A 24,108-nucleotide genomic window follows, 5' to 3' on the forward strand; every position below is an offset into this window, starting at 1 on the left:
GTTCATATGAAAAAAGAGATACAAGAGGGGGATATTACGACCTTAAGCTTCGAGCAAGCGCTTAAGCAACTTGAAGTTATTGTCGAAAATTTGGAACGTGGCGATGTGCCTTTGGAACAATCCATTGATATTTATGAACGCGGTGAAGCGCTTAAAAAGCATTGTGAAAAACTCTTAAGAGTTGCTGAAGCTAAAGTTGAAAAAATCCAGTTTTCAGAAGGAGGTTCTCCAGAAGGAGTAGAACCACTTGATGCTCAATAATATTAAATCTTTTTGGATATTTGTTGCTGGATTAAGCAGTGCAATAACCTTATTGTGTAGAATAACAAATTTTATTGATTTCTTTTTTATAAAATAAGTTACAAATGGGAAAAATCATAAATTATCTCGAATAGAGAAGAGTCTTTTTTAGTAAAAAAGATGCAAAGCTGTCAATAAAAGAGTAGAGAAGATGTATTTTTACCGTTGCGTTCTCTTGAGTTAAGGTAACAGGAGGGAGTTTTTTTGTCTCATGTTTTAACACCAGTGCTTGACCGTGTTTGTTTTCCGCAAGATTTGCGGGCATTGCCTGAGTCTGATTTGGTACAGTTGGCTGATGAGTTGCGGGCAGAAACAATTGATGCGGTTTCTGTAACAGGTGGTCATCTTGGGGCAGGACTTGGCGTTGTTGAGCTCACTGTTGCATTACATTATGTTTTTAATACACCAGAGGATAGGATTATTTGGGATGTTGGTCATCAAACCTATCCGCACAAGATTTTAACGGGGCGTAGAGAAAAAATTCGCACATTACGTCAAGAGGGCGGATTATCTGGTTTTACAAAACGTTCAGAAAGTGTGTATGATCCATTTGGAGCGGGGCATTCATCTACTTCTATTTCAGCAGGGCTTGGCATGGCGGTGGCAAGTGCTTTGAAAGCAGAGACAAGGCGCAATATCATAACTGTCATTGGTGATGGTGCAATGTCTGCGGGTATGGCTTATGAAGCCATGAACAACGCTGGTGCTTTGAATGCACGCTTGATTGTTGTTCTTAATGATAACGATATGTCTATAGCACCACCTACAGGTGCTATGAGTGCACATCTTGCACGGTTAGTATCTCGTCCTTCTTATCGTCATTTGCGTGAACGCGTAAAGATGTTAAGCGAAAAATTGCCAAAGTTTTTTGGGGATAAGGCCCGTCGTTCAGAGGAATTTGCGCGTGGACTTTTGGTTGGGGGAACTTTATTTGATGAGCTTGGCTTTTATTATGTTGGCCCCATAGATGGGCACAATTTGGGGCATTTATTACCTGTTTTTAAAAATGTTCGTGAATATCCTAATGGTCCTGTTTTGGTGCATGTTGTAACCCATAAGGGAAAGGGATATCCCCCTGCAGAAGCCTCGTCTGATAAATATCATGGTGTTAATCGTTTTGATGTCACGACAGGAAAACAGGTTAAAGCATCAAGCGATATTCTACCCTATACCAAGGTATTTTCTAAAGCTTTATCAGAAGAAGCGCGCCATGATGATAAGATTGTGGGCATAACAGCAGCGATGCCAACAGGCACAGGTCTTGATTCTTTTGCGGAAAAATTTCCAGAAAAAATGTTTGATGTTGGTATTGCAGAGCAACATGCCGTAACTTTTGCGGCAGGACTTGCTTGTGAAGGGTATAAGCCTTTTGTTGCAATTTATTCTACTTTTTTACAGCGTGCTTATGATCAAATTATTCATGATGTATCAATTCAAAAATTACCGGTACGTTTTGCTATTGACCGCGCAGGCTTTGTGGGGGCAGATGGTGCAACACATGCTGGAAGTTTTGATATTGTTTTTTTGTCCACTCTTCCTGACTTTGTTGTTATGGCACCTTCAGATGAACTTGAACTGATGCATATGGTGCGTACAGCTGCAGCCTATGATCAGGGTCCCATTTCTTTTCGTTATCCACGTGGTGAGGGGATTGGTATAGATTTACCGCAACGTGGTGAGTTATTAGAAATTGGAAAAGGGCGTGTTCTGCGTGAAGGAAATAGAATCGCTTTGGTTTGTTTTGGAACGCGGATGTCAGAAGTGTTGCAAGCTGCTGATGCGTTGGAGGCTGAAGGATTGTCTACAACGGTTGCAGATGCACGGTTTGCAAAACCTTTAGATAAAGATTTGATGTGTCGTTTGGCACGTGAGCATGAGGTATTGGTGACAATTGAAGAAGGTGCAATCGGTGGATTTGGAGCGCACATATTACAATTTTTAGCGCAAGAAGGGCTCTTAGAGCATGGTTTGAAAGTTCGTACACTAAAATTTCCTGATGAATATTTGAATCATGGTTCACCAGAAAAAGTTCTCTCAACTATCGGACTTGACGCTATGGGTATTTTAAACACGGTTTTTGCTGTTTTGGGACGCGAGATTCGAACAGGATAGAAAATTCGAGTATGAGATGGCTTCCAGAAAAAGACTCGATATTCTTTTAGTTGAAAAAAACTTTTTTACGACACGTTCACGCGCACGTGATGCAATTATGCGCCAAACTGTTAAAGTTAACGGAGAAATCGTTTTTAAAGCTGGGCAAATCGTTTTTGATGATGCAGAGATTACCGTTTGTGATCCAGCGCAGAATTATGTTTCTCGGGCAGCGTTAAAATTGATTGCTGCACTTGATGCATTTCCAATTATAACGGATAAAGTGACAGCCATTGATGTTGGTGCATCAACAGGTGGTTTTACACAAGTTCTCTTAGAACGTGGAGCGGCCCATGTCATTGCGGTTGATGTTGGTCATCATCAATTTGATACACGTTTATTGGGCAACAGGGCTATAACGTTATTAGAAGGCTTGAATGTTAGAGATTTTCAACAGGAACATTTAGGTGGGCGAGAAATTGATCTTATTGTTTCAGATGTTAGCTTTATTTCTCTCAAACTTGCATTGCCTCCCGTTTTGTCTTTAGCCAAGAAGGGCGCCCAAGCTGTTTTACTGGTAAAGCCTCAGTTTGAGGTTGGTCGTAAACACTTTAGTAAGGGAGGAATATTAAATCCATCAAGTGCTAAAGAAACTGCTGAGGAACTTTTTGTTTGGTTAAATACACAAACAGGGTGGAGTGCAAAAGGTTTAATTTCTTCCCCTATTACAGGTGGTGATGGCAACGTGGAATATTTACTATTCGGAGAAAAACAAGAGTGAATGACAATGTCATAATCGATCATATTGGAGCAAATGGTTATGGTATTGCTAAGACGTCTCACGGCTTCGTTTATGTTCCTTTTACTTTACCAGGAGAGTGTGCTAAAATTACGGTTCATGGAAAATATGCAACATATATAGCATTAAAAGAAAAATCATCAGAACGCATTGATGCTCTTTGTCAGCATTTTGGAGAATGTGGAGGATGTACTCTTCAGCATTGGCATATGGATGCTTATCGCGTATGGAAACAACAATTGGTTGTTGATGCGCTTAAAAAGTATGGACTTAATGATGTTGTTTCGCCTTTAATAGAATGTAAACCTTATAGCCGACGGCGGATTACTCTAACAGCATCCATGACCCCACAGGGGCAAAAAGTTGGTTTTAACCGTTATCTCTCTCATGAGATTGTGGCTTTTGAGGAATGTCCAATAAGCCATCCAGAGCTTATTTCTCAGTTGCATAATATCAGAGAGCTCTGTGCTTTTTTAAAGAGCTCTGTCAAACGGTTTCATATTACGATAACACGCGTTCAAAATGGTTTAGATGTTGCTTTAAATGGTTGCGTTATACACCATGAAACACTTCGTCAGAAAATGATTAGTGCAGCGCTTTCATATGGAATTACACGTTTATCTGTTGACGGTGAAGTTTTGGTTGAACGAGAAAAACCAGTGATTTACTTTGGAGATGTTCGTGTTGAATTTCCTTCTGGTGGTTTTCTTCAAGCAACCAGTGAAGCTGAAAATATAATGGGTAATATTATTTTAACGCATTTAAAAAAAGCAAAGAATGCTGTTGATTTGTTTTCAGGGGTAGGAACATTTACCTTGCGTATGGCAAAAAAGATGAATGTTCATGCAGTAGAAAATAATGAAGATGCATTAAGAAATCTAAATACAGCAGCACGTTTTGCGATTGGTTTAAAAACGGTCACTTGTGAAAAACGTGATCTTTTCCGACATCCCCTTTCTGTAAAGGAACTTGAGTGTTTTGAGAGTGTTGTTTTTGACCCTCCCCGTGCTGGAGCAGAGGAACAAGTACATGAATTGGCAAAGGCAACAATATCACGTGTTGTGGCAATTTCGTGTAATCCTACTACATTTGCTCGTGATTTATCTTTTCTTGTTGCAGGGGGATATACAGTAGAAAAAATCATACCAATTGATCAATTTTTATGGTCACCACATGTTGAAGTTGTTGCTGTTTTGAGCAAAAATAAAAAGAAGAAAGGTTGGAAGCTTTAGCCTGAAAGTTTTTTGACATAGTTCATTTGAGTATTATTATAAAATCTCTCTAAGATTTATCTACAATAATAATCTTTTTCTTTTCTTATTGAATGAAAGCACTGAATACAGGAAGTTTTTTTATTTTAAACTTTATTATGAAACATACAAGACAGTTACTCCACACAAAAAACGAATGTATCATGAAGAAGGTATGTCTAAGTCTGCCGGCACCATCGTAATATTCGCCAACTCCCAATGTTGTTACAGCCCTTGGCACTTAAGATGGTTCATTATGGCGTTTTTATCTTTTTTTGTACAGTTTCACTCCACACGGTTCTCCCTGCTTGTAACGTACAAACGAATAATTTTGATTAATTTAACAGACACAAATTTAAAATGAGAAAATCTTACGGTATTCAAGGTTTTAATTTAAATATGAATAACGCTCAATTATCTTTATAAATTAATGTTTGTAGCAAAAGCTCACTCTTCACAAGGACATCTTGATAAACGAGAAGGGGAAAATATTGAATATTGGGAAGGAATAAGCAAGCTTACTCCAGCGCAGTTCCACCGATTGTCATATTATTGATTCGAAGATGAGGTTGACCAACACCAACAGGGACATTTTGGCCAGCTTTTCCACACATACCGATACCATTATCAAGTTTACTATCATTACCAATCATTGTAATACGTTTCATAGCATCCGGTCCATTTCCAATAAGAGTTGCACCTTTGATTGGTGCACAAATTTTACCATTTTCTACTCGGTATGCTTCAGTACATTCAAAGACGAATTTTCCAGAAGTGATATCAACTTGTCCTCCACCGAATGAAACAGCATAGATACCACTTTTAAGTGAAGAAAGAATTTCTTCAGGTGTTTTATCTCCTCCTAGCATGATTGTATTGGTCATTCGTGGCATTGGGGCATAAGCATAGGATTCACGCCGTCCATTTCCAGTTGATTTACCTCCCATAAGCCGTGCATTAAGCCTGTCTTGCATAAAACCAACGAGTTTTCCATCTTCAATGAGAACGTTATATCCTGAAGGAGTCCCCTCATCATCGACAGTGAGAGAACCACGGCGTTGTGGAATTGTTCCATCATCAACAATTGTAACACCTTTTGCCGCAACTTGTTGTCCTAAAAGTCCAGCAAAAGCGGATGTTTTTTTACGGTTAAAGTCACCTTCTAAACCATGACCTACGGCTTCATGGAGCATAACACCAGGCCATCCGTTAGCTAAGACAACATCAAAAGATCCAGCAGGTGCTGCTTCTGCTTCTAAATTTGTTAAAGCCATACGTAAGGCTTCATCCGCAGCTTTTTTCCAATTGTCTTCATGAATAAATTGGTTAAATGTTTGTCGCCCTCCACACCCATAAAAACCATTTTCACGTCGATTGCCTTCAGCTACGACCACAGATATAGAAAGTCGCACAAGCGGACGAATATCACGAACCAAATAACCATCTGCACGTAAAATTTCAACATGTTGTAGCGAGCCAGAAAGAGAAACAGTCACTTGATGCAATTTATTATTTTTAGCACGTAAATAGGCATCAATTTTTTGCAAAAGAGCACTTTTTTCTTCAAATGATGGAGCATCAAGGGGATTATGCGGTAGATAAAGTCTTTTGTTTGTTTGTTGAGGTGCTATACTATAAGTTCCTGCATGATTATTATAGGTAACAGCTTTAGCAGCTTCACTGGCACGCTTGAGTGCTGCTGCTGATAATTCACTAGAATGTGCATATCCGGTAGCTTCTCCAGCAACGACACGCAGGCCAAACCCCATATCTTGATGAAATGAGCCGTTTTTAAGCTGTCCATTATCAAATAAAAGAGCTTCGCTTTCTGTATACTCGAGGTAAAGTTCTCCATCATCAGCATGATGAAGCGTTTCCTGTACAAGTGATTGCACTTTAGAAGAAGCAATATCAAAATGATCAATCAGCGATTTCATAAGAATTATCCTATTGCTATGGGGGCTTAGAAGATTTTTATTGATTTAAATTAAGAAGCTCTCAAAATATACGATGAGATTTTAATCATTCAATATGTATCGATTTCATTCATGTTGGTAAGGTTGCATAGGCATCGCCAAGACCATGAAGGTCAACGAGACCTCCAATTCCTTGCTCAGGAGTTGTGAAGATAAAATAGGTTGCCATTTTTCCTTTAAAAAAGAGTTGTAATATGTCTTCTTTAAGAAAGGCTTCAGCAACACAATTATCACCAAGACAACGACGATATTCCATTCTTCCCATATTTTTATCGTCAATTTTAATTCCAACGCCAGGACGTAATTCAACGCGAATCGGAACAAAAACACGCATCAAAGCACCTTGCTTTTGAGGAAGTTTATAAAATGTAACACGCAAGGTAATATCTTGACGCCCTTGTGTGTGAACGTTTTGTACAACTTCACACTGCATATTAGGGGTACCTGGTGGTAGAGCACAAACTTTTGTCCATGCACCATAGGTTTGTGGAGCAGGGACATTTTGCGCATAGGGTGTTTGTGCAAATGCATGACTGATAAAACTACTATAAAGTGTGTAAAGAACAGTGCCAATAAAAAAAGTTTTTTTGAGTAATTTATAAAGTATCACAGAAAATCCTATCCGACTCAACACTCACAACCATACATAGATTTACATAAAAAATGAATTCCCTATAAAAAACTATAACACAAAATCAGTATTTACCCAAATATATTAATCTATATGCAAGAAATAAAGGAAAATGAAAAAAATAGCATTTTATAGAAGATAAATTTTCAGTATGGTTTTATGATGTTCGGTAGGATACATTTGTAATGTTATAGAGAGAATGTTAATTGAAAAAATATTTTTGTTGCAAATGTTTCTATCTATTTTTAGGGGATACATACACAAGAGGGGTATCCCATATTTTTTCAAAAAGACGATTGGTTTTTATTTGTCATTCCCATACGCTCGATAATAGATCATATTTGTCAGATGATATTGGATTTGAGAATGACAAAAATGGAAAAGGGTTTTGAGTGGCATGTCAGTTTCAGGAGAGCTATCGATTGCGAATGGTAAGTCAACGCCACCAAAATCCACTATTAGTGATTATATCACATTATTGAAACCACGTGTTATGTCTCTTGTGGTCTTTACGGCTTTAGTTGGTTTGATGGTGTCTCCTGTTCCTATCAATCCGTGGTATGGTTTTTTAGCAATTTTATGTATTGCTGCTGGTGGCGGTGGTGCGGGGGCACTTAATATGTGGTATGATGCTGATATTGATGCCATGATGGAAAGGACTAAAAAGCGTCCCATTCCTATGGGTAAAATAAGCCCCCGAAAGGCATTTATTTTTGGTATGGTTCTTTCTATGCTTTCAGTATTGGTTATGGGGAGCTTCATTAATTGGTTTGCGGCATTTTTTCTTGCTTTTACGATTTTCTTTTATGTCGTTATCTATACAATTTGGTTAAAGCGTATCACACCACAAAATATTGTTATTGGTGGTGCTTCTGGAGCTTTTCCACCAATGATTGGATGGGCCGCGGCAACAGGGACAGTGAGTATTGATAGCTTTTTATTATTTTTAATCATTTTTATGTGGACCCCCCCTCATTTTTGGTCTCTTTCTTTATTTTCATCTCTTGATTATGAGGCTGCGGGGATTCCTATGATGCCTAATGTACGAGGTGAATATTCAACAAAAAAACAGATTTTATTTTATACTATTTTGATGGCATTATGTGCTGCTGCTCCTTGCTTTACTGGTCTTGGCGGAATTTTTTATGGTATTTTTTCAACAATTTTAAGCATTATCTTTATTTATTTTGCCTATCGTTTATGGAAAGCTGATACACATAATGGAACTATTTTGATGGCCAAAAAAACGTTTTTCTTTTCGTTACTCTATTTGGCAGGTATCTTTAGCATTCTTTTGATTGAATCTCTTGTTTGGTATTTTATCGCTCTTTAGGAAAATAAAATGAAAAAGCAAATTTAAAAAGAGCTTTTCTTCAAGAAAATACTGTAAGAAAACACGATAGAGTGTGTTCTTATGCAAAAGATGGTATTGCTAGCTTTTTTGCATTGCTTATTCGTGCATAATGATAGGTTGTTTGAATATATAGCTAAAACTATAGAGATTAAGGATGATTTATGTCTGGACTTCCCCCTTTAACGATACGTCTTTGTGGTCCACGTGGATTTTGTGCAGGGGTTGATCGTGCTATCCAGATTGTTCTGCTTGCATTAAAAAAATATAGTGCTCCAGTATATGTTCGTCATGAAATTGTACACAACCGCTACGTGGTTGAGGGATTACAGCAACGGGGAGCTGTTTTTGTCGAAGAACTTGATGAGATCCCAGAAGAACATCGCAATCAACCGGTTGTTTTTTCTGCTCATGGTGTACCAAAATCTGTTTCAGAAGAAGCACGATGCTATAATTTGTTTTATCTTGATGCAACATGTCCGTTGGTCTCAAAAGTTCACAAACAAGCGATACGACATCAACGTCATGGTCGTCATGTTATATTGATTGGTCATGCTGGTCATCCTGAGGTGATAGGAACGATGGGACAGCTTGAAGAAGGGGCTGTGACGCTCATTGAAACGATAGAAGATGCTTTGCATTATCAACCCGATGATCCGGATAAATTAGGATTTGTGACACAAACAACGCTTTCTGTTGAAGATACAGCAGGAATTATCGATATATTACAACAACGTTTTCCTACATTAGCAGCCCCAGCGGCTGAGTCAATTTGTTATGCTACAACGAATCGACAAGATGCGGTTAAAGCAGCGGCACAGGGGAGCGATTTGTTTTTGATTGTTGGAGCACCAAATTCCTCTAATTCACGACGTTTAGTAGAGGTTGCCGAAAAGTCTGGTGCGCGGCAAGCTATTTTAGTTCAGCGCGCTGATGAAATTAATTTTGAAAACCTAAAATCTCTTTCTATTGTCAGTCTTTCAGCAGGGGCTTCGGCTCCTGAAATTATTATTGATGAAATTATTTCAGCATTTCGTGAGCGTTATGATGTCACAATAGAATTAGCTGAAACAGCGGTAGAAACGGAAAAATTTTTAGTGAGTCGCGAATTACGTGATGTCATTTTAACGTCTCAAGATATGGCTTTTGTTAATGGTCAAGCAAGTAACGCAAAAAATGAACATCAAGATACCGCCATGTCTAAAACGAAAGCAGAATAATGGCCGTTTATACAGATATTCATCCAAATGATTTAAAAGCGTTCTTAACACGTTACGCAATAGGTTCACTTTTGTCTTATCAAGGTATAGAGGAGGGGATCGAAAATTCTAATTTTATGCTAGAGACAACACAAGGGCAGTTTATTTTAACACTTTATGAAAAGCGTATTTCAAAAGATGATTTACCTTTTTTTTGTCGCTTGATGCAGCATTTAGGACAGCGTGGAATTCCTTGTCCTCAACCCGTTATTCAAAATGATGGAATGATGATTAGTGAATTAGCAGGACGTCCTGCTGCTATTATTACTTTTTTGGAAGGAATGTGGGTCCGACAGCCCGATATGGGGCATTGTGGCGAAGTGGGTACGGGGTTAGCACAATTGCATTTAGCAGGACAGGATTTTACACTCAGTCGTAAAAATACTCTTTCTGTTATGGATTGGCAGTTATTGTGGCAACGTTGTCAAACCAGAGAAGATGCATTGTTAAAGGAATTTGGACAAAAAATTGAGGGGGAATTGGCTTTTTTACAAGAAAATTGGCCATTAAATTTACCAACAGGTATTATTCATGCTGATCTATTTAATGATAACGTCTTTTTTGTGAATCATCGTCTTTCTGGGATGATAGATTTCTATTTTGCTTGTAATGACTTTTTTGCTTATGATTTAGCGATCTGTTTAAATGCTTGGTGCTTTGAGCCTGATCATTCCTATAATCTTACCAAAGCACGTAAGTTATTGGAAAGTTATCAAAAAATAAGACCATTGATCCCTTTAGAATTGGACAAGATGGTTTTATTAGCTCGTGGTGCGTCTCTACGTTTCTTACTCACACGTCTATATGATTGGTTTAATACACCGCCTAATAGCTTTGTTATTAAGAAAGATCCATGGGAGTATTGGCACAAGCTTTGTTTTTTCAGTAATGTAAATTCTCTGAGTGAATTAGGTTTTTAAATTTTATGGCAGCTCAACAAAAAGTCGTTGAAATTTATACAGATGGTGCTTGCTCTGGGAATCCTGGGGTTGGAGGCTGGGGGGCAATTTTACGCTGGAATGGTCATGAACGTGAGCTTTATGGCGGTAAAGTTCATACGACAAACAATCAAATGGAGCTCATGGCGGCAATTTGTGCATTAAAGGCGCTTAAAGAGCCTTGTTTGGTCGATCTTTATACAGACTCAGTTTATGTGCGTAACGGTATATCTAAATGGATTGAAGGTTGGAAAAAGAATAATTGGCGCACCGCATCAAAAAATCCTGTTAAAAATATGGAGCTATGGCAAGCTCTTGAGGATGCTAGTTCTTGTCATACAGTCAGATGGCACTGGGTAAAAGGGCATGCGGGACATCCAGAAAATGAACGCGCAGATGCCCTTGCTCGCAAAGCAATTACTCAATATCGTGAAAATGGACGTTTTCCAGCATAATTGCTGTTTGGGAGTTTTTTCTTTTATCACGGAGTTGCAAGAGGGGTTGGCTGCGTATGGAATATGAATGTTCCACTTAAGGCGTGATCTTTAAAAGAAATTGTATAAAAAATTTTTTGGTTTATTTCTTCTGGTGCGAAATAGAGTGGAGCACTGAAGAGTGTATATTCTGCGTTATCACTGACTTTTCTTGCTGCTCCAATTTGCATTTCTCCTCCATCTAAAAAGAGAGAGGAAGGAGTGTTTTTGTTGTTATTTTTGATTTTTATAAAGAGGGTACTGTTATTTTTTTCGGCACTTATTTTTAGTGCATTCTGCATCATGCGGGGCAAAGAATCTTGCGCCTTTTTTAAGAAGGAAGCAGGAAGATGTTTATTTTTAAGAGCAGATGGCGAAAAATCAAAGTTAATAGTAAATGGAAGACAGATTTTGTTACATAATCCAAGAGTGAAAGCACCACTTAAATTTTTGCTTGAACCAGAAAGATTGAAGGGCAATATTACTTTATCTTTATAACCTAATGACCAATCATTTTCTGTTTCAAAAAGCTGTGGAGTAGGATAAAAGATTTCATAAGAAATCTGTTGGTTGAAATTAAAAAATGGTGCCATGCCAGAATTACCTGGATTACGCCAGTAAGTTTTCCATCCTGGTTTAAGCTCAATTTCAATAATGCCTTCTCTTATTCCAGAAAGAGAAGGTTCAGTGATTGCTAATCGGATACGACCACCATCTGATTCATACCAAGATGTTGCGAAAAGCTGGAGTTTTTGTTCTGTTTGAGCATTTACAGGAATGTTAAGTAATTCTAAAACTATGAATGTTAAGCTTAAAGTAACGAAAAGCTTTTTATAAAAGAAAGTTGCGATATTTTGTAAATTTGTAAATATACGACTTTTTTTCATTGGAGTTTTATTTTCCTAGTGTGCTAAATGAACAAACTTTTATCATGTAAATTATGGAGAATAACAGATTAATGAAGCGATGTAATGGCTTTTTAGGTGGACAATTACTCATAGCAATGCCTGGGATGAATGACAAACGCTTTATTCGTTCTGTTATTTATATTTGTGCGCATTCTGATGCCGGTGCGATGGGCATCATTCTTAATCAATTGCATCATATTGATTTTCCAGAACTTTTGCTTCATTTGGGAGTCATAGACAGTGGCCAAAAAAAAAGTCTTTCTGAACCAATAAAACAGTTTCCTGTTCGCTATGGTGGTCCTGTTGATCCTTCGCGTGGTTTTGTCCTTCATTCAGATGATTATACTTGTGAAGAAACTGTTTTTATTGCAGATAAGATCTGTTTTACTGCGACAATTGATATATTAAAAGCGATCAGTTGCGAACAAGGTCCGCAACATGCACTGGTCGCATTAGGCTATGCTGGATGGAAAGCGGGGCAACTTGAGGCAGAAATTTCTACAAATGGTTGGCTAATCAGTTCTACATCACCTAGTTTTCTTTTTGAAAGCGATTTAAGCTGCAAATATGATAAAAGTTTAACACGCATGGGTATCGATCCAACTTATCTTGCTTCTGAAATGGGACACGCGTAGAGTTTTTTCTAAGCTTTTTAACTTTACACGTTATTTTATCCATTATGTTTTTATTTTATAAGGGAAATGGCTCTGAACGAGTGTAATTAATTCTTCTATGGCAATCGGTTTCGTCACAAGTGTACTTTGAACATATTTACAGCCTTCTTGACGAAGGAAGATTGCTTCTTTTTCATTTTCAACACCCTCTGCGATAATTTGCAAATTAAGATCTGTTGCCATATTAATGATAGACTTTAGAACAATTTTCTTCTTAAGAGAGTCGATTGAGATAAGTGAACGATCAAGTTTAACCATATCAAATGGATAACGTACGAGATAGGTCAGAGACGAATAACCTGTTCCAAAATTATCGAGTGCGAGATTCATTCCAAGTGTTTTAATTTGTTCGAGAAAGTGCGCTGATTGTTCAGGATTATTTCTTAAGACAAATTCAGATATTTCAATCATCAAGCGCCCTTTGTGAAGAGGATGGCGAAGCAAAGCGGCACGCAATTGACTGATAAAACGCGGATGAATCATTTCTGCGCTTGGTAAATTAATTGAAATAAAGAAAGATTGTTGGGAAAACTTTTCTTGTACATTTATAAGATCAATAATGGCATTATCGATGATAAATTGTGACAAATCCATAACAATTTGTTCATTTTCTACGATTTTTATGAAATCAGAAACATTTAAATTTCCATAAGTGGGATGATGCCATTCTACAATTGTTTCAAAACCAATAATATGTCCGTCTGATAAATTAAGAATAGGATGGTAGAGGATTTTCATCTCATTACGTTTTATAGCATAATGAACATCTTTCTCCAGAGTATTATGTTCGAGACCCAAAGTGCGAAAATTAGGACGAAAAGGTTCAATATGGTTTCCACCCATTTGTTTTGCACGAATCATCGCTAATTCACTATCATTAAAAATATCTTTAGCTGTCGATCGGCTTTCACTCCATGTAACCAATCCAATAGAGGTTGAAAGGATTATTTTGTTTTCTGGAAGTGAAATAGGTGCTGAAATTGTTTTGTGCAAATGATCTGCAAATGCTGCAATTTTTTGTGGTTCAGTTTCGCTGAGTAAAATAATTGCAAAGCGGTCTGCTGAAAGACGCGATAAGGTGTCTTGAAAGTTAATGAGACGATTTAAACGACGTGCGACTATAAGGAGTACAGTATCCCCAACAGCGATGCCTAATTTGCGATTAATTTGGCGAAAATTGTCAAAATCAATCATAAAGACGGTTGGTCTAATTTTGATATTTGCTTTCGCTAAAGAGGTATAATTTTGTAGTCTATCAAAGAAAATTTGTTGATTAGGAAGTCCGGTTAAGCTGTCGTGGATTGCATCATGCAATAAACGTTCTTCAGATTTTTTATGGTTAGTAATATTGACAATGGTTCCAATGACACGTGTGATTTTTCCATCTTTTTGCATAGCCGGACGTGCACGAAGAGAAAACCAATGATAGTAACCACCACCGGAAGAAAGACGAAAAATTTGATCAATGCGCCCTTTTTTATTTTTAAGAATGATATCCAATACAGCTTGAAAGCGTTCACGATCATCATGGTGCAAGGCTGAAATCCAGTTGCGCATAGGTCCATTGAGGTTATGAATTTCAGTACCCAAAAGGGTTGCCATGTTTGGATGTACAACAATACGGTCACGCTCAATATTCCAATCCCAAATAATATTTCCAGCTCCCTTTGCTGCGAGTACTTGTTGTTCAAGGTCGGAAAATATTCCTTCATGGAAAGCATCATTAGAAAAAGTTTGTTGCAGGACAGTAAAGCTTATGAGAAGAACAATGAGCACTAATCCCCCTGCTAATGCTGGCTGGATAATATCATTGTTTAAATGTCCAGCTATACAGGCATAGGCTCCAACACACCAAAAGCTAATGAGCAACCATGTTGGAATAAGCATAATGGCACGGTCATAGCTTCTGATTGAGAAATAGATGATTAATATTATACCAAGCACAGCGGTAAGGCCAAAAGACAAACGCGCAATTCCAGCGGCTCTGATGGGATCATAAATAGCAAAGGCTCCTAGACTGCAAAAGGCAATGGTCCAAGCGATAGCACCATAACTAAAATGATAATGCCAGCGATTAAGGTTGAGGTAAGTAAAAAGAAAAATGAAGAGTGTAGCAGCAAGCGCTACTTCTGTCCCAGCGCGCCAGATTGGCTGTGTTGTGAGTGTAACTGCAAAGAATTTATTTAAAAAATTGAAGTCAATACCAATATAAAAAAGCACTGCCCAAGCGACAGCCGCTGTTGCAGGAAACAGTCCTGTCCCACGGACAACGAAGAGAACAGTTAACAAAAGTGCTAAGAGACCTGATATACCAAGAAGAATACCATGATAAAGCGTATAAGAATTAATTGCATCCTTATAAGCTTCAGGTTGCCATAAATAGATTTGCGGTAGAGTGGCAGAGTTAAGTTCGGCCACCAATGTAACAACAGCACCAGGGTTAAGGGTAATACGAAAGATATCAGAGTTTGCACTAAGTTGACGATCGAGGGAAAAACCTTCGCTTGGCGTTATGGATTGAATCCTTGCTGATCCAAGGTCTGGCCAAAAAAATCCAGAATGTGCCATGCGGTAATGGGGGGCAACGATGAGACGGTCAACTTGTTCATCTGTTGGATTTGCAAGAGAAAAAACTGCCCAGTTTCCGGAAAATTTTTCATTTTTTGCCTGCACTTCAATACGCCATACAATACCATCTGGTCCTGGCGCTGTACTTGTTTGAAAAATAGAGTTGTTTGTATGGTGAATTTCAATTGCTTTTGAGAGATCAAGAGCAGCATCTTGAGAAGAAATTTTAACTGGCTCAATTGCTTGTGCTGATGTAAGATGGACAAAAGAACTAACGACTACAATGAAAATGATGTCAATTATTTTACGCAAACTCTTCACAATGTCCCACTCTCAATATTTTAGGATGTTTAATTTTCATTTCGATTTTTGAGAAAAAACGTCCACCTTTTATAATTTATTTATATAATAAATTGTAATCACTTTTTCTTAAGTTATGTGATTTTATATACAAATAGACCACACACCCATTTGCTCCAATGGAAATTGAAGCGCATGAAGTTTTATATTTTAAAAGGGCAAAGTTAAACCATGAATTTCCAGATATTCACGGATATACCTTCACTCATTAGAATCTTTATCACATGAAGTATGAATTGGGTAGTTTTGTACGCCTCTTTGCCCAATATTTCCAAAACTTATTTAATGAGAAGAGCTTTTGTAGTAAATTTTATGATAAAATATGTGATGTTATTGTGATGCTGCTTTGAAAAGAATTTTTTACTTTAGCTTGTATGAAAGAGTTGATGTTAAATCATCAAAATTCATGAGGGGGCCGACAGGTCCGACAGCAGTTAGTGTTGGAGTGGAATTTGTAAAAAGACGATGCGCTAAATCAGTTAATCTTTTAGGAGTGATGAGATTGAGGCGTTCAATTGTTTCCGATATTGGAATTGGTCGACCGTAAAGGAGTATTTGGCGAGCAATGAGATGTGCCTGACTAGAAGGATTTTCTTGTGACATTATGAGATTAGCACGATATTGTGTTTGCGCTCGTTGAAGTTCATTGGCATGAATACTTTTGCTGACCTTGGAAAGTTCATCAAGAATCACAGGAATAAGTTCTTTGAGCCCTTCTTGTCCAGTAGCAGCATGAACACCAAAAAGTCCAGTATCTGAAAATCCCCAATGAAAAGCATAAATAGAATAGCATAATCCACGTTTTTCTCTTACCTCTTGAAAAAGACGTGAAGACATACCACCACCAAGAATGATTGAAAGAATTTGGGCCGCATAAAAATCACGCGCGTGATAAGCACGCCCTTCAAATCCTAGAACAACTTGTGTATCCATTAAATCGCGATATTCACGAAAGTCGCCTCCGACATAATTTGCAAGATTAGTAAGGGGGGTAGTTGAATGGGGGCGAAAAGTACCAAGGCGACTTTCAACTTCTCGCAAGAAATTTTCGTGCTTTACAGCTCCTGCTGCAACGACAATCATACGATCTGCACTATATTGTTTATTAATGAAATCATGGAGATCAGCGGATGTAAATGATTGAATAGTTTTAGCTGTTCCTAAAATAGAGCGACCAAGGGATTGATGACGAAAGGCTGTTTCTGTAAAGTGATCAAAAACAATATCATCAGGCGTGTCATGGGCGGCACCAATTTCCTGAAAAATTACTTGTTTTTCTCGTTCTAGTTCATCTTCGTCAAATTTTGAATGCATCAAAATATCGGCTAAAATGTCGATAGCAAGCGGGATATCGCTTTTAAGTACACGTGCAAAATAAGCCGTTGTTTCAATACTGGTGGTGGCATTGATTTCACCGCCAACATCTTCAATATCAGTTGCAATTTTAAGAGCTGTACGATTGGCGGTTCCTTTGAAAGCCATATGCTCAAGGAGATGGGCGATGCCATGTTGTGTAAAGGTTTCATTGCGTGCGCCCACTTTAACCCATATTCCGAGCGCTACACTATCAATTTGTTGCATTGTCTGTGTGGCGATAGTCAAACCGTTACTCAGGCGACTGATATCTACACCCATGTGTTTATGACTCCATTAAACAAGCCAAATACCTCTATAAGGGCATTGGAATATTTGTGATTTTAATTACAATGCAGCTGAACTTAGTAAGATGCATTTGATTTTAAAGAAATATAATCTTTTACTATTTTTTCATTATTAGCAAGACTTGTAAAGCACTCTTTGGATTCCATCAATCCATCTAGGCAAGATGTCCGTGGTGGATTAATACCACAGGCATTTTGGATTGCATCAGGAAATTTAGCAGGATGAGCTGTGGCAAGAGTGATCATTGGAATATGTGGCTTTTTGTGTTCGCGCGCTACCTTGAGTGCAACGGCTGTATGTGGATCAATAAGATAGCCGCTTTCTTTATAAACACTATTAATTGTTTGTGCTGTTTCAGCCATGCTACTTTTCCCAGCACAAAACAGGGAGCGAATATTTTGAAGCTGTTTTTCATCAAGAGTAAAACGTCCTGATTGTTTCAAGTTCTCCATGGCATTGCGAATCCATACTGGATCACGATTACCACTTTCAAACAACAAGCGCTCAAAATTAGAAGAGACTTGAATGTCCATAGAAGGCGATGTTGTATGGGTTATAGGTCGTATTTCGTAAGTGCCACTGGTTAATGTGCGTGGAAGGATGTCATTATCATTTGTTGCAATAACCAGTTGTGCGATAGGTAATCCCATACGGGCAGCGACATACCCTGCAAAAATATCACCGAAATTTCCAGTAGGAACAGTAAATGAGACGGCTCTATCAGGAGCACCTAGGGAAAGGGCAGATGAAAAATAATAAACAATTTGCGCCATGATACGCGCCCAGTTTATAGAGTTAACCCCTGAAAGCGCTCTTTTTTGACGAAAGTTATGGTCATTAAACATTGCTTTGACGAGTGCTTGGCAATCATCAAAATTTCCTTCGATAGCTATGGCGTGAACATTATCACTTTGATTGGTGGTCATTTGCCGTTGTTGAATGGATGATACACGTCCTTTGGGAAATAAAATAAAAACATCTGAATTTTTTCTTCCAGCAAAGGCTTGTATTGCAGCACCACCTGTATCACCCGATGTTGCAGCAACAATCGTTGTCCATTTATTTTGTTTAGTTAAAATATAATCCATCAATCTAGAAAGAAACTGCATTGCAACATCTTTAAATGCCAAGGTAGGACCGTAAAAAAGTTCAAGGATAAATTCATCTGGACCAATTTGCAGTAACGGGCAGGTTGCTGGGTGACGAAAGGTATTGTACGATTCGGTAATCATATTCTCAAAAGATACATATTCGATTTCGTTATTCATAAAGGGCCAAAGAATAGTTTTAGCAATGGTCATATAGGATTGCCCACGCAGTGCTCGTAATGCATCGGGTGATAATTGAGGAAATTTTTCTGGAAGGTACAGACCGCCATCATTAGCGAGACCCGTCATAACCGTTTCGGTAAAGCCTAGAGCAGGGGCCACGCCTCTTGTGCTGATATATTTCATGAATTTTTTCTTTCATTTATTTATTATCGATAAACTGATGCAGTAGTGTGTCTCACATTTTTAATAATATTTGAATTGTGAAATGAATGGAAGTTTGTTTGCTTATACTTATCAATAATGATGAAACAGTGGTATTGTCCTTTAGAAATTTTGATATAACATATTGATATTAAAAATTTATCTTCAAAAGACTTTGTTCTGTTATTTGTTAATCTATTTTATAATTTATATTGCTTTCTACATATTGCGGTATTTCTCAAAGAGTTTTCTTGCAAAGATTCATTTATTTTACCTATTTTTGCTTAGACTTTTTAGAATCAAAATGCATATTACAATTAGCTTCTGGAAAGTGGTATTTATAACTTGTGTTGGAGGATTTATGAGATAATTTCCTAGTTTTATGTGCCTAAATTGTGCATCTTGAGAGGTTTTTATTCAGTTTAAATTATCAGTTTTTATGCTAATAGGTGTTATATTGAAGCTACACAGGTATGATTCATAATGAACAAATTTATCCATAGAAAGCACAAAAAAACTGCCCCAATTACTGAGGCAGTCCGCCATTTAAGGCATTGCTTTTAATTTCAGATTATTTAGATTTTTTTATTTTTACTTTAAACTTCTAGCTATTCCTCCTCCGAGCATCGCACTGAATACGGACATAACGAGTCCAGTAAGTCCACCGAAAATATAAGCTCCTATTGTAGTAAAAGCTCCTAACGTAATGGGCTCAAATACCTTTACAAATTTTCCTTCAATGCCATCTTCATTTCCTACTCCATAATTTAAATTTGAAATATAAAGAGTAGCCATATTGGTTGCTTTTTCTATTACGGAAACAGAAACATTCTCTTTTTGAAAGCTACTGTTCAAATGATTTGCATTAGCATTTACAATTTGTGAGAGAAGAAAAGCAATCGCTATAAAAGTACTTAACACATGATTTTTAAACACTTTTGTCATAATTTCACCTCAAATACTTTCTAATCTTGTTATTTGTGAGGGGAAAGCTATTTATGTGTCTTAGTTTAATAACAATGAGCAGATAATGTAGCCATGCCTCACGTTCAGATTTTTATTCTTATATTTCAAATGTTTAAGTATAAGGTCGTCGGTATCACTGTTAATTAGCGAGAACTTATGAGTTTTTGTATCTGCCCTACGGGCCACGCTAAAATTATACCTATTGTCCCTATTCCATACCCAGCTAATATTGAAATACCAAAAGCTCCTAACGTAATGGGCTCAAGAACTTTCTCGACTTTTCCTTCAACAGTAGCTTCATTTCCTACTCCATAATTTAAATTTGAAATATAAAGAGTAGCCATATTGGTTGCTTTTTCTATTACAGAAACAGAAACATTCTCTTTTTGAAAGCTATTGTTCAAATGATTTGCATTAGCATTTACAATTTGTGAGAAAAGAAAAGCAATAGCTATAAAAATATTTAGTATATAATTTTTAAATACTTTTGTCATAATTTCACCTCAAATACTTTAAATATTTATATCATAAATATATTAATAAATACGTATAATTGGTAAATATATATTTTAGATATACTTATAATAATTATTTATTATTAATGAATATTATTTTAATTATTTAATTTATTATTATATTGTTCATAACAAAACAGTAATTATTTTATAATTTATTTAAAGATTGCAACTATTTGTGTTATCCAGTTTAGCAATGTAGTTATTATAAATCCACCTAACAACACTCCTGCCCCTATTGTAAAAGCAGCAACTTTTTCTACTTTTCCTTCAAGAGCTGATTCATTTACTGTTCCATAACTTAAAGTTGGTACATAAATAGAAGCTGTATGGATTGTTTTATTTTCCACGTGTTTTATTATAGATGGAGAAGAATCTTCTTTTAGAGAGCTATTTTTTAAATAATTTGCATTAACATTTGCAACTTGCAAAAGAAAAAAAACAGCCACCGTAAAGATACATAATGTATAATTTGCAACTAATTTTACCATAAATTACCTCAAATATTTTTATATTAATACGAACCTATATACACAAATAATGATAATAAACAAATTTTAAAACACTAAATATGTTTACTCATTATGTTACACGATAATACATTATGTTCTTATTGTCAACAACAAAAATACTTTTTGTTTATATAAAATATATAATACAGTTGTATTATTTTTATATTATAAAATTTTTATATTATAAAATTTTAAATAAGAATATTTTATTGGAATAATATGATTGCTTATTATAAGACATAATAAATATTTTTCTAATCATTGAGTTACTTTTTTAGTTTTTTGTGGTTTATATATTTGTATATAAATAGGAAATAATCAACATAATGATAGTTTTATTTTAAGCATTAATAAATAAAATGTAATCATAAAAACTTAATTATAAAAATAATAAGAACATTTTTGGTATTTATATATTTTATTAGGTGTGATGTGATGTTATTGTATTTTATGCATTTTTTATATATTAATATGTAAATAATTTTATAACTTATATTTAAAATAGTAGTGTAAATAAATGAATTTATTCGATATTTTTATTTAGTATGAATCATAAGTAATATAAAAGTTGTTTTGGATTAATAGATGTTCTTTTAATGTTTTTTAAATACGCTATTAATTTTTTATAATAACGTTTATTGTAAGGTATATATTGTAAAGTTATCAGCTTAATGATCGTTAGTTATAATATTTATCTGTACCATCATTATAAGAAGAAGCATAATAGTGGTAATTTGGTTATATTCATTTCATATTGTAAAATAAAATCTATAGCTTTTTACAATAATTTACAATCAGAAGAGCTTAAATTATTAGAGAGTTCCACTGACTATAATATATAGTGCGTAAGTATATACGAGTTATTTATCATCGTGGAGCCATTTTAGTTATGTTTAAGCTTTTGTACGTATGCTTTAAGCAAGAGAAGACGCCATACTAAGAATGTTACTAAGAGATTTCATGTGCTGATAAATATATTGAATGAAGTTTTTTATACGAAATCTTGCCATACTGCCATTGCTTCTAGGACTTCTCCTAAATGAGCGTGTTTTGCAATAACCGTCTCAGCACCAGCTTCTGCAAGTATATTAGAGTGGCCAAGATAGCTATGCGATCCTCCCGTAAAGCCGATGACACGCATGCCTGCTGCTTTGGCTGCGTGTACACCATGAAGTGAATCTTCTATAACGATAGTGTTTTGGGGTTCTACTTGTAATTGTTTTGCAGCAAAAAGGAAAACATCAGGGGCAGGTTTGGTTTTTTTTGTTCCAACTTCAGGTGCAGAAAATATTTTACCTTCAAAAAGGTCATAGAGTTCAACAGTGGTAAGCATCTCTTTTATATCGATGCTCTTTGCATTAGAGCAGATACAGTAGGGATAGCGTGTTTGAATAATTTCTATGGCTTCTCTTACATCATCAATAGCACGTAATTCAGTTTTTATTTGTGTACGAAAAATATTAGTCATTTGATCTATGAGATGAGCAGAAATTGGTTTTTCTGTTTCCTGTTCAACGTGTTTAAGAATATCGCGAAAGATTAGCCCTGCAAAACGCTCACTCAATTCTTCGGGTGATATTTCATATCCTGTTTGTTTGAGCAATTGAGATCCAATTTTTGCTGCAAGATATTCAGAGTCAACGAGAACTCCGTCACAATCAAAAATAATAAGATCTATCTGAGGCATAAGACATTCCTTTATATGTTGCGAGATGGACAACTTTTATGAAAACGATATTGAGAGGACATTATTTCATAAAAATACGCTTTGAAAATGATTCTTAATTCTTTTACGAAATAAAAGATATGGGAACAGTACATTGAAAAAAAGAAAATTAAGATTTCATTCATATAAAAATTTTTTTACTTAAAAAACAAAAACGAATATCAATTTTGCGGAATTTTAACGATACGTTTACGCTATTTTGTAAATATGGATTGGTAATGCGGGCCTATAAACTATTTTGGTTGATTATAGGGCAAATTTAGTTAATTTTGTTGGGTTTTTCATGACAGTTATTCAGCTTCAAAAAGATTTCCTTCGTACTCCCTCACAAATGCCATGGCGCAATAAAATTTTTAAGGGAGATTGTGTTTCCGTTCTAGAAAAACTTCCAAAACATTCCGTTGATATGATTTTTGCGGATCCACCCTATAATTTGCAATTGGATGGAGCTTTATACCGTCCAGATCATTCGCTTGTTGATGCGGTTGATGATGCATGGGATCAGTTTGAGAGCTTTGCTGCTTATGATGCTTTTACCCGTGCATGGTTGCTTGCTTGTCGTCGTGTATTAAAACCCAACGGAACACTTTGGGTTATCGGATCTTACCATAATATTTTTCGGGTTGGGACGGCATTACAAGATTTAGGTTTTTGGATGCTTAATGATATTATTTGGCGCAAAAATAATCCGATGCCTAATTTTCGAGGGCGCCGTTTTCAAAATGCTCATGAGACGCTTATTTGGGCCGTGCGAGATCAAAAAGATAAAAAGTACACATTTAATTATGATGCCTTAAAAGCAGCAAATGAAGATTTACAAATGCGTTCAGATTGGCTTTTCCCTCTCTGCACTGGAGCTGAACGTTTAAAGGATGATTCAGGGCGTAAATTACATCCAACACAAAAACCGCAAGCGTTATTAGCGCGTATTATTATGGCTTCTAGTAAACCTGGTGATGTTATTCTCGATCCGTTTTTTGGTTCGGGAACAACAGGTGCTGTTGCCAAGCTTTTAGGGCGTGATTTTGTTGGGATTGAACGCGAGCAAGATTACATCGATGCTGCATGTGAGAGAATTGCGGCGGTTAAACCTTTAGCGCAACCAGAACTAGCGATTTTGGATAGAAAAAAAGCAGAACCGCGCGTAGCATTCAACAGTTTGCTTGAAGCAGGTTTACTCTATCCTGGAGAAGTTCTTTACGATCGTAAGAAGCAAGTATCTGCTATTGTAAGAGCTGATGGTACGATTATGCATGGTGGTGAAGCGGGTTCAATTCACGCAATGGGAAGAAAGGCTCAAGATTCGCAGAGTTGTAATGGTTGGACCTTTTGGTATTATGAGGAAAATGGACGGTTGAAGTCCATAGATCATTTAAGAATGATCATACGTTCACAAATGTTAAAAACGGGTGTTTTATGAACTAAGCTGATCACTTTATTCTATTGACCACCAATGTACCTGATCTTGATTGAGATGGACGTGAGAGCGTTTTATGCCTTTCTTAGATGTTTTTTATTGACACACTAATCTCGCTTGTGAGTGGCAAGCGAGTATTTTTACGCTTCTTGTAGAAGAAATAAAAATGAGAAATTTGCACTCTATGTCTTAATTTTAGTTCCAAAACAGTATCAATATAAGCTTATAAAAACGAAATATCGGAATTAAAAGGTTCATTC

Annotated in this window: 20 protein-coding genes; 10 read left to right on the plus strand and 10 right to left on the minus strand. The window is 36.4% G+C overall.

Translation table 11 applies throughout. The features are described from left to right. Nucleotides 1-6: 6 nt before the first annotated feature. From ACFILW_RS00090 to ACFILW_RS00105, 4 genes are all read left to right on the plus strand, one after another. Nucleotides 7-261 carry an exodeoxyribonuclease VII small subunit gene (locus ACFILW_RS00090; RefSeq protein ID WP_375622313.1) on the plus strand — a complete coding sequence of 85 codons (255 nt, stop codon included), beginning with the start codon at nt 7-9 and terminating at the stop codon, nt 259-261. A gap of 243 nt (nt 262-504) precedes the next feature. After that, nucleotides 505-2,412 carry a 1-deoxy-D-xylulose-5-phosphate synthase gene (dxs, locus tag ACFILW_RS00095; protein WP_375684881.1) on the plus strand — a complete coding sequence of 636 codons (1,908 nt, stop codon included), beginning with the start codon at nt 505-507 and terminating at the stop codon, nt 2,410-2,412. Between the two features lie 16 nt (nt 2,413-2,428). Beyond that, complete coding sequence (locus ACFILW_RS00100) at nt 2,429-3,172, plus strand: TlyA family RNA methyltransferase (RefSeq protein WP_375684882.1); 744 nt, start codon at nt 2,429-2,431, stop codon at nt 3,170-3,172. Beyond that, nucleotides 3,169-4,422, plus strand: a complete 1,254-nt coding sequence (locus ACFILW_RS00105; protein ID WP_375622310.1) for a class I SAM-dependent RNA methyltransferase — start codon at nt 3,169-3,171, stop codon at nt 4,420-4,422. The genes ACFILW_RS00100 and ACFILW_RS00105 overlap by 4 nt, the downstream gene beginning before the upstream one ends. Nucleotides 4,423-4,958: 536 nt before the next feature. On the opposite strand, the gene tldD is transcribed toward ACFILW_RS00105, so the two are convergent. Together tldD and ACFILW_RS00115 are read right to left on the minus strand one after the other, a co-directional pair. After that, nucleotides 4,959-6,377: a metalloprotease TldD gene (tldD, locus tag ACFILW_RS00110; protein WP_375622309.1), complete on the minus strand. Its 1,419-nt coding sequence runs from the start codon at nt 6,375-6,377 to the stop codon at nt 4,959-4,961. Nucleotides 6,378-6,486: 109 nt separating this feature from the next. Next, the gene (locus ACFILW_RS00115) at nt 6,487-7,026 is read right to left on the minus strand and encodes an invasion associated locus B family protein (protein ID WP_375622308.1); all 540 of its coding nucleotides are present in this window, start codon (nt 7,024-7,026) and stop codon (nt 6,487-6,489) included. 418 nt (nt 7,027-7,444) lie between these two features. Here ACFILW_RS00115 and cyoE point away from each other — a divergent pair, with 418 nt between their 5' ends. From cyoE to rnhA, 4 genes are all read left to right on the plus strand, one after another. Beyond that, complete coding sequence (cyoE, locus tag ACFILW_RS00120) at nt 7,445-8,380, plus strand: heme o synthase (protein WP_375622307.1); 936 nt, start codon at nt 7,445-7,447, stop codon at nt 8,378-8,380. A 182-nt stretch (nt 8,381-8,562) separates the two neighbouring features. Next, the gene (ispH, locus tag ACFILW_RS00125) at nt 8,563-9,618 is read left to right on the plus strand and encodes a 4-hydroxy-3-methylbut-2-enyl diphosphate reductase (RefSeq protein ID WP_375645717.1); all 1,056 of its coding nucleotides are present in this window, start codon (nt 8,563-8,565) and stop codon (nt 9,616-9,618) included. Then, the gene (locus ACFILW_RS00130; RefSeq protein WP_375665414.1) at nt 9,618-10,577 is read left to right on the plus strand and encodes a homoserine kinase; all 960 of its coding nucleotides are present in this window, start codon (nt 9,618-9,620) and stop codon (nt 10,575-10,577) included. Before ispH ends, ACFILW_RS00130 begins: the two co-directional genes overlap by 1 nt. Before the next feature lie 5 nt (nt 10,578-10,582). Next, nucleotides 10,583-11,050 (plus strand): ribonuclease HI, encoded by a 468-nt coding sequence (gene rnhA / locus ACFILW_RS00135; protein WP_375684883.1) that lies wholly within the window; start codon nt 10,583-10,585, stop codon nt 11,048-11,050. Nucleotides 11,051-11,076: 26 nt separating this feature from the next. Here the strand turns inward: rnhA and ACFILW_RS00140 are convergent, their stop codons facing one another. After that, nucleotides 11,077-11,955: a protein-disulfide reductase DsbD domain-containing protein gene (locus ACFILW_RS00140; protein ID WP_375684884.1), complete on the minus strand. Its 879-nt coding sequence runs from the start codon at nt 11,953-11,955 to the stop codon at nt 11,077-11,079. A 71-nt stretch (nt 11,956-12,026) separates the two neighbouring features. Between ACFILW_RS00140 and ACFILW_RS00145 the strand changes: the two genes are divergently transcribed. Continuing rightward, complete coding sequence (locus ACFILW_RS00145; RefSeq protein WP_375620658.1) at nt 12,027-12,611, plus strand: YqgE/AlgH family protein; 585 nt, start codon at nt 12,027-12,029, stop codon at nt 12,609-12,611. A 42-nt stretch (nt 12,612-12,653) separates the two neighbouring features. Here ACFILW_RS00145 and ACFILW_RS00150 read toward each other — a convergent pair whose 3' ends face one another. The 7 genes from ACFILW_RS00150 to ACFILW_RS00180 form a co-directional block, all read right to left on the minus strand. After that, nucleotides 12,654-15,539 (minus strand): EAL domain-containing protein, encoded by a 2,886-nt coding sequence (locus tag ACFILW_RS00150; protein ID WP_375622301.1) that lies wholly within the window; start codon nt 15,537-15,539, stop codon nt 12,654-12,656. Between the two features lie 399 nt (nt 15,540-15,938). Further along, nucleotides 15,939-17,213, minus strand: a complete 1,275-nt coding sequence (locus tag ACFILW_RS00155) for a M16 family metallopeptidase (RefSeq protein WP_375622300.1) — start codon at nt 17,211-17,213, stop codon at nt 15,939-15,941. Between the two features lie 83 nt (nt 17,214-17,296). Next, a complete protein-coding gene (gene thrC / locus ACFILW_RS00160) occupies nt 17,297-18,694 on the minus strand; it encodes a threonine synthase (RefSeq protein ID WP_375684885.1) in 1,398 nt (465 codons plus the stop codon). Nucleotides 18,695-19,303: 609 nt separating this feature from the next. Beyond that, nucleotides 19,304-19,657, minus strand: coding sequence for a hypothetical protein (locus tag ACFILW_RS00165; RefSeq protein WP_375622298.1), 354 nt, complete (start codon nt 19,655-19,657; stop codon nt 19,304-19,306). Nucleotides 19,658-19,821: 164 nt separating this feature from the next. Then, nucleotides 19,822-20,172, minus strand: a complete 351-nt coding sequence (locus ACFILW_RS00170) for a hypothetical protein (protein ID WP_375622297.1) — start codon at nt 20,170-20,172, stop codon at nt 19,822-19,824. A gap of 176 nt (nt 20,173-20,348) precedes the next feature. Next, complete coding sequence (locus ACFILW_RS00175; RefSeq protein WP_375622296.1) at nt 20,349-20,684, minus strand: hypothetical protein; 336 nt, start codon at nt 20,682-20,684, stop codon at nt 20,349-20,351. Nucleotides 20,685-21,696: 1,012 nt separating this feature from the next. Beyond that, nucleotides 21,697-22,392, minus strand: coding sequence for an HAD family hydrolase (locus ACFILW_RS00180; protein ID WP_375622295.1), 696 nt, complete (start codon nt 22,390-22,392; stop codon nt 21,697-21,699). Between the two features lie 370 nt (nt 22,393-22,762). Here ACFILW_RS00180 and ACFILW_RS00185 point away from each other — a divergent pair, with 370 nt between their 5' ends. Further along, nucleotides 22,763-23,851: a site-specific DNA-methyltransferase gene (locus tag ACFILW_RS00185; RefSeq protein ID WP_372440009.1), complete on the plus strand. Its 1,089-nt coding sequence runs from the start codon at nt 22,763-22,765 to the stop codon at nt 23,849-23,851. Nucleotides 23,852-24,108: the final 257 nt, after the last annotated feature.

Origin of the sequence: Bartonella sp. TT110JLCBS, from assembly GCF_042193405.1 — a bacterium.
Classification (GTDB): Bacteria; Pseudomonadota; Alphaproteobacteria; order Rhizobiales; family Rhizobiaceae; genus Bartonella.

Excerpts from the sequence above, each read along its gene's own strand:
- ispH (WP_375645717.1), top strand. The coding sequence starts at position 8,563 with ATGTCTGGACTTCCCCCTTTAACGATACGTCTTTGTGGTCCACGTGGA.
- ACFILW_RS00185 (WP_372440009.1), top strand. The coding sequence starts at position 22,763 with ATGCCATGGCGCAATAAAATTTTTAAGGGAGATTGTGTTTCCGTTCTA.
- tldD (WP_375622309.1), bottom strand. The coding sequence starts at position 6,377 with ATGAAATCGCTGATTGATCATTTTGATATTGCTTCTTCTAAAGTGCAA.
- ACFILW_RS00155 (WP_375622300.1), bottom strand. The coding sequence starts at position 17,213 with ATGGGTGTAGATATCAGTCGCCTGAGTAACGGTTTGACTATCGCCACA.
- ACFILW_RS00130 (WP_375665414.1), top strand. The coding sequence starts at position 9,618 with ATGGCCGTTTATACAGATATTCATCCAAATGATTTAAAAGCGTTCTTA.
- cyoE (WP_375622307.1), top strand. The coding sequence starts at position 7,445 with ATGTCAGTTTCAGGAGAGCTATCGATTGCGAATGGTAAGTCAACGCCA.
- ACFILW_RS00090 (WP_375622313.1), top strand. The coding sequence starts at position 7 with ATGAAAAAAGAGATACAAGAGGGGGATATTACGACCTTAAGCTTCGAG.
- ACFILW_RS00100 (WP_375684882.1), top strand. The coding sequence starts at position 2,429 with ATGGCTTCCAGAAAAAGACTCGATATTCTTTTAGTTGAAAAAAACTTT.
- ACFILW_RS00140 (WP_375684884.1), bottom strand. The coding sequence starts at position 11,955 with ATGAAAAAAAGTCGTATATTTACAAATTTACAAAATATCGCAACTTTC.
- ACFILW_RS00170 (WP_375622297.1), bottom strand. The coding sequence starts at position 20,172 with ATGACAAAAGTATTTAAAAATTATATACTAAATATTTTTATAGCTATT.
- ACFILW_RS00175 (WP_375622296.1), bottom strand. The coding sequence starts at position 20,684 with ATGGTAAAATTAGTTGCAAATTATACATTATGTATCTTTACGGTGGCT.
- rnhA (WP_375684883.1), top strand. The coding sequence starts at position 10,583 with ATGGCAGCTCAACAAAAAGTCGTTGAAATTTATACAGATGGTGCTTGC.
- ACFILW_RS00145 (WP_375620658.1), top strand. The coding sequence starts at position 12,027 with ATGAAGCGATGTAATGGCTTTTTAGGTGGACAATTACTCATAGCAATG.
- ACFILW_RS00180 (WP_375622295.1), bottom strand. The coding sequence starts at position 22,392 with ATGCCTCAGATAGATCTTATTATTTTTGATTGTGACGGAGTTCTCGTT.
- thrC (WP_375684885.1), bottom strand. The coding sequence starts at position 18,694 with ATGAAATATATCAGCACAAGAGGCGTGGCCCCTGCTCTAGGCTTTACC.
- ACFILW_RS00165 (WP_375622298.1), bottom strand. The coding sequence starts at position 19,657 with ATGACAAAAGTGTTTAAAAATCATGTGTTAAGTACTTTTATAGCGATT.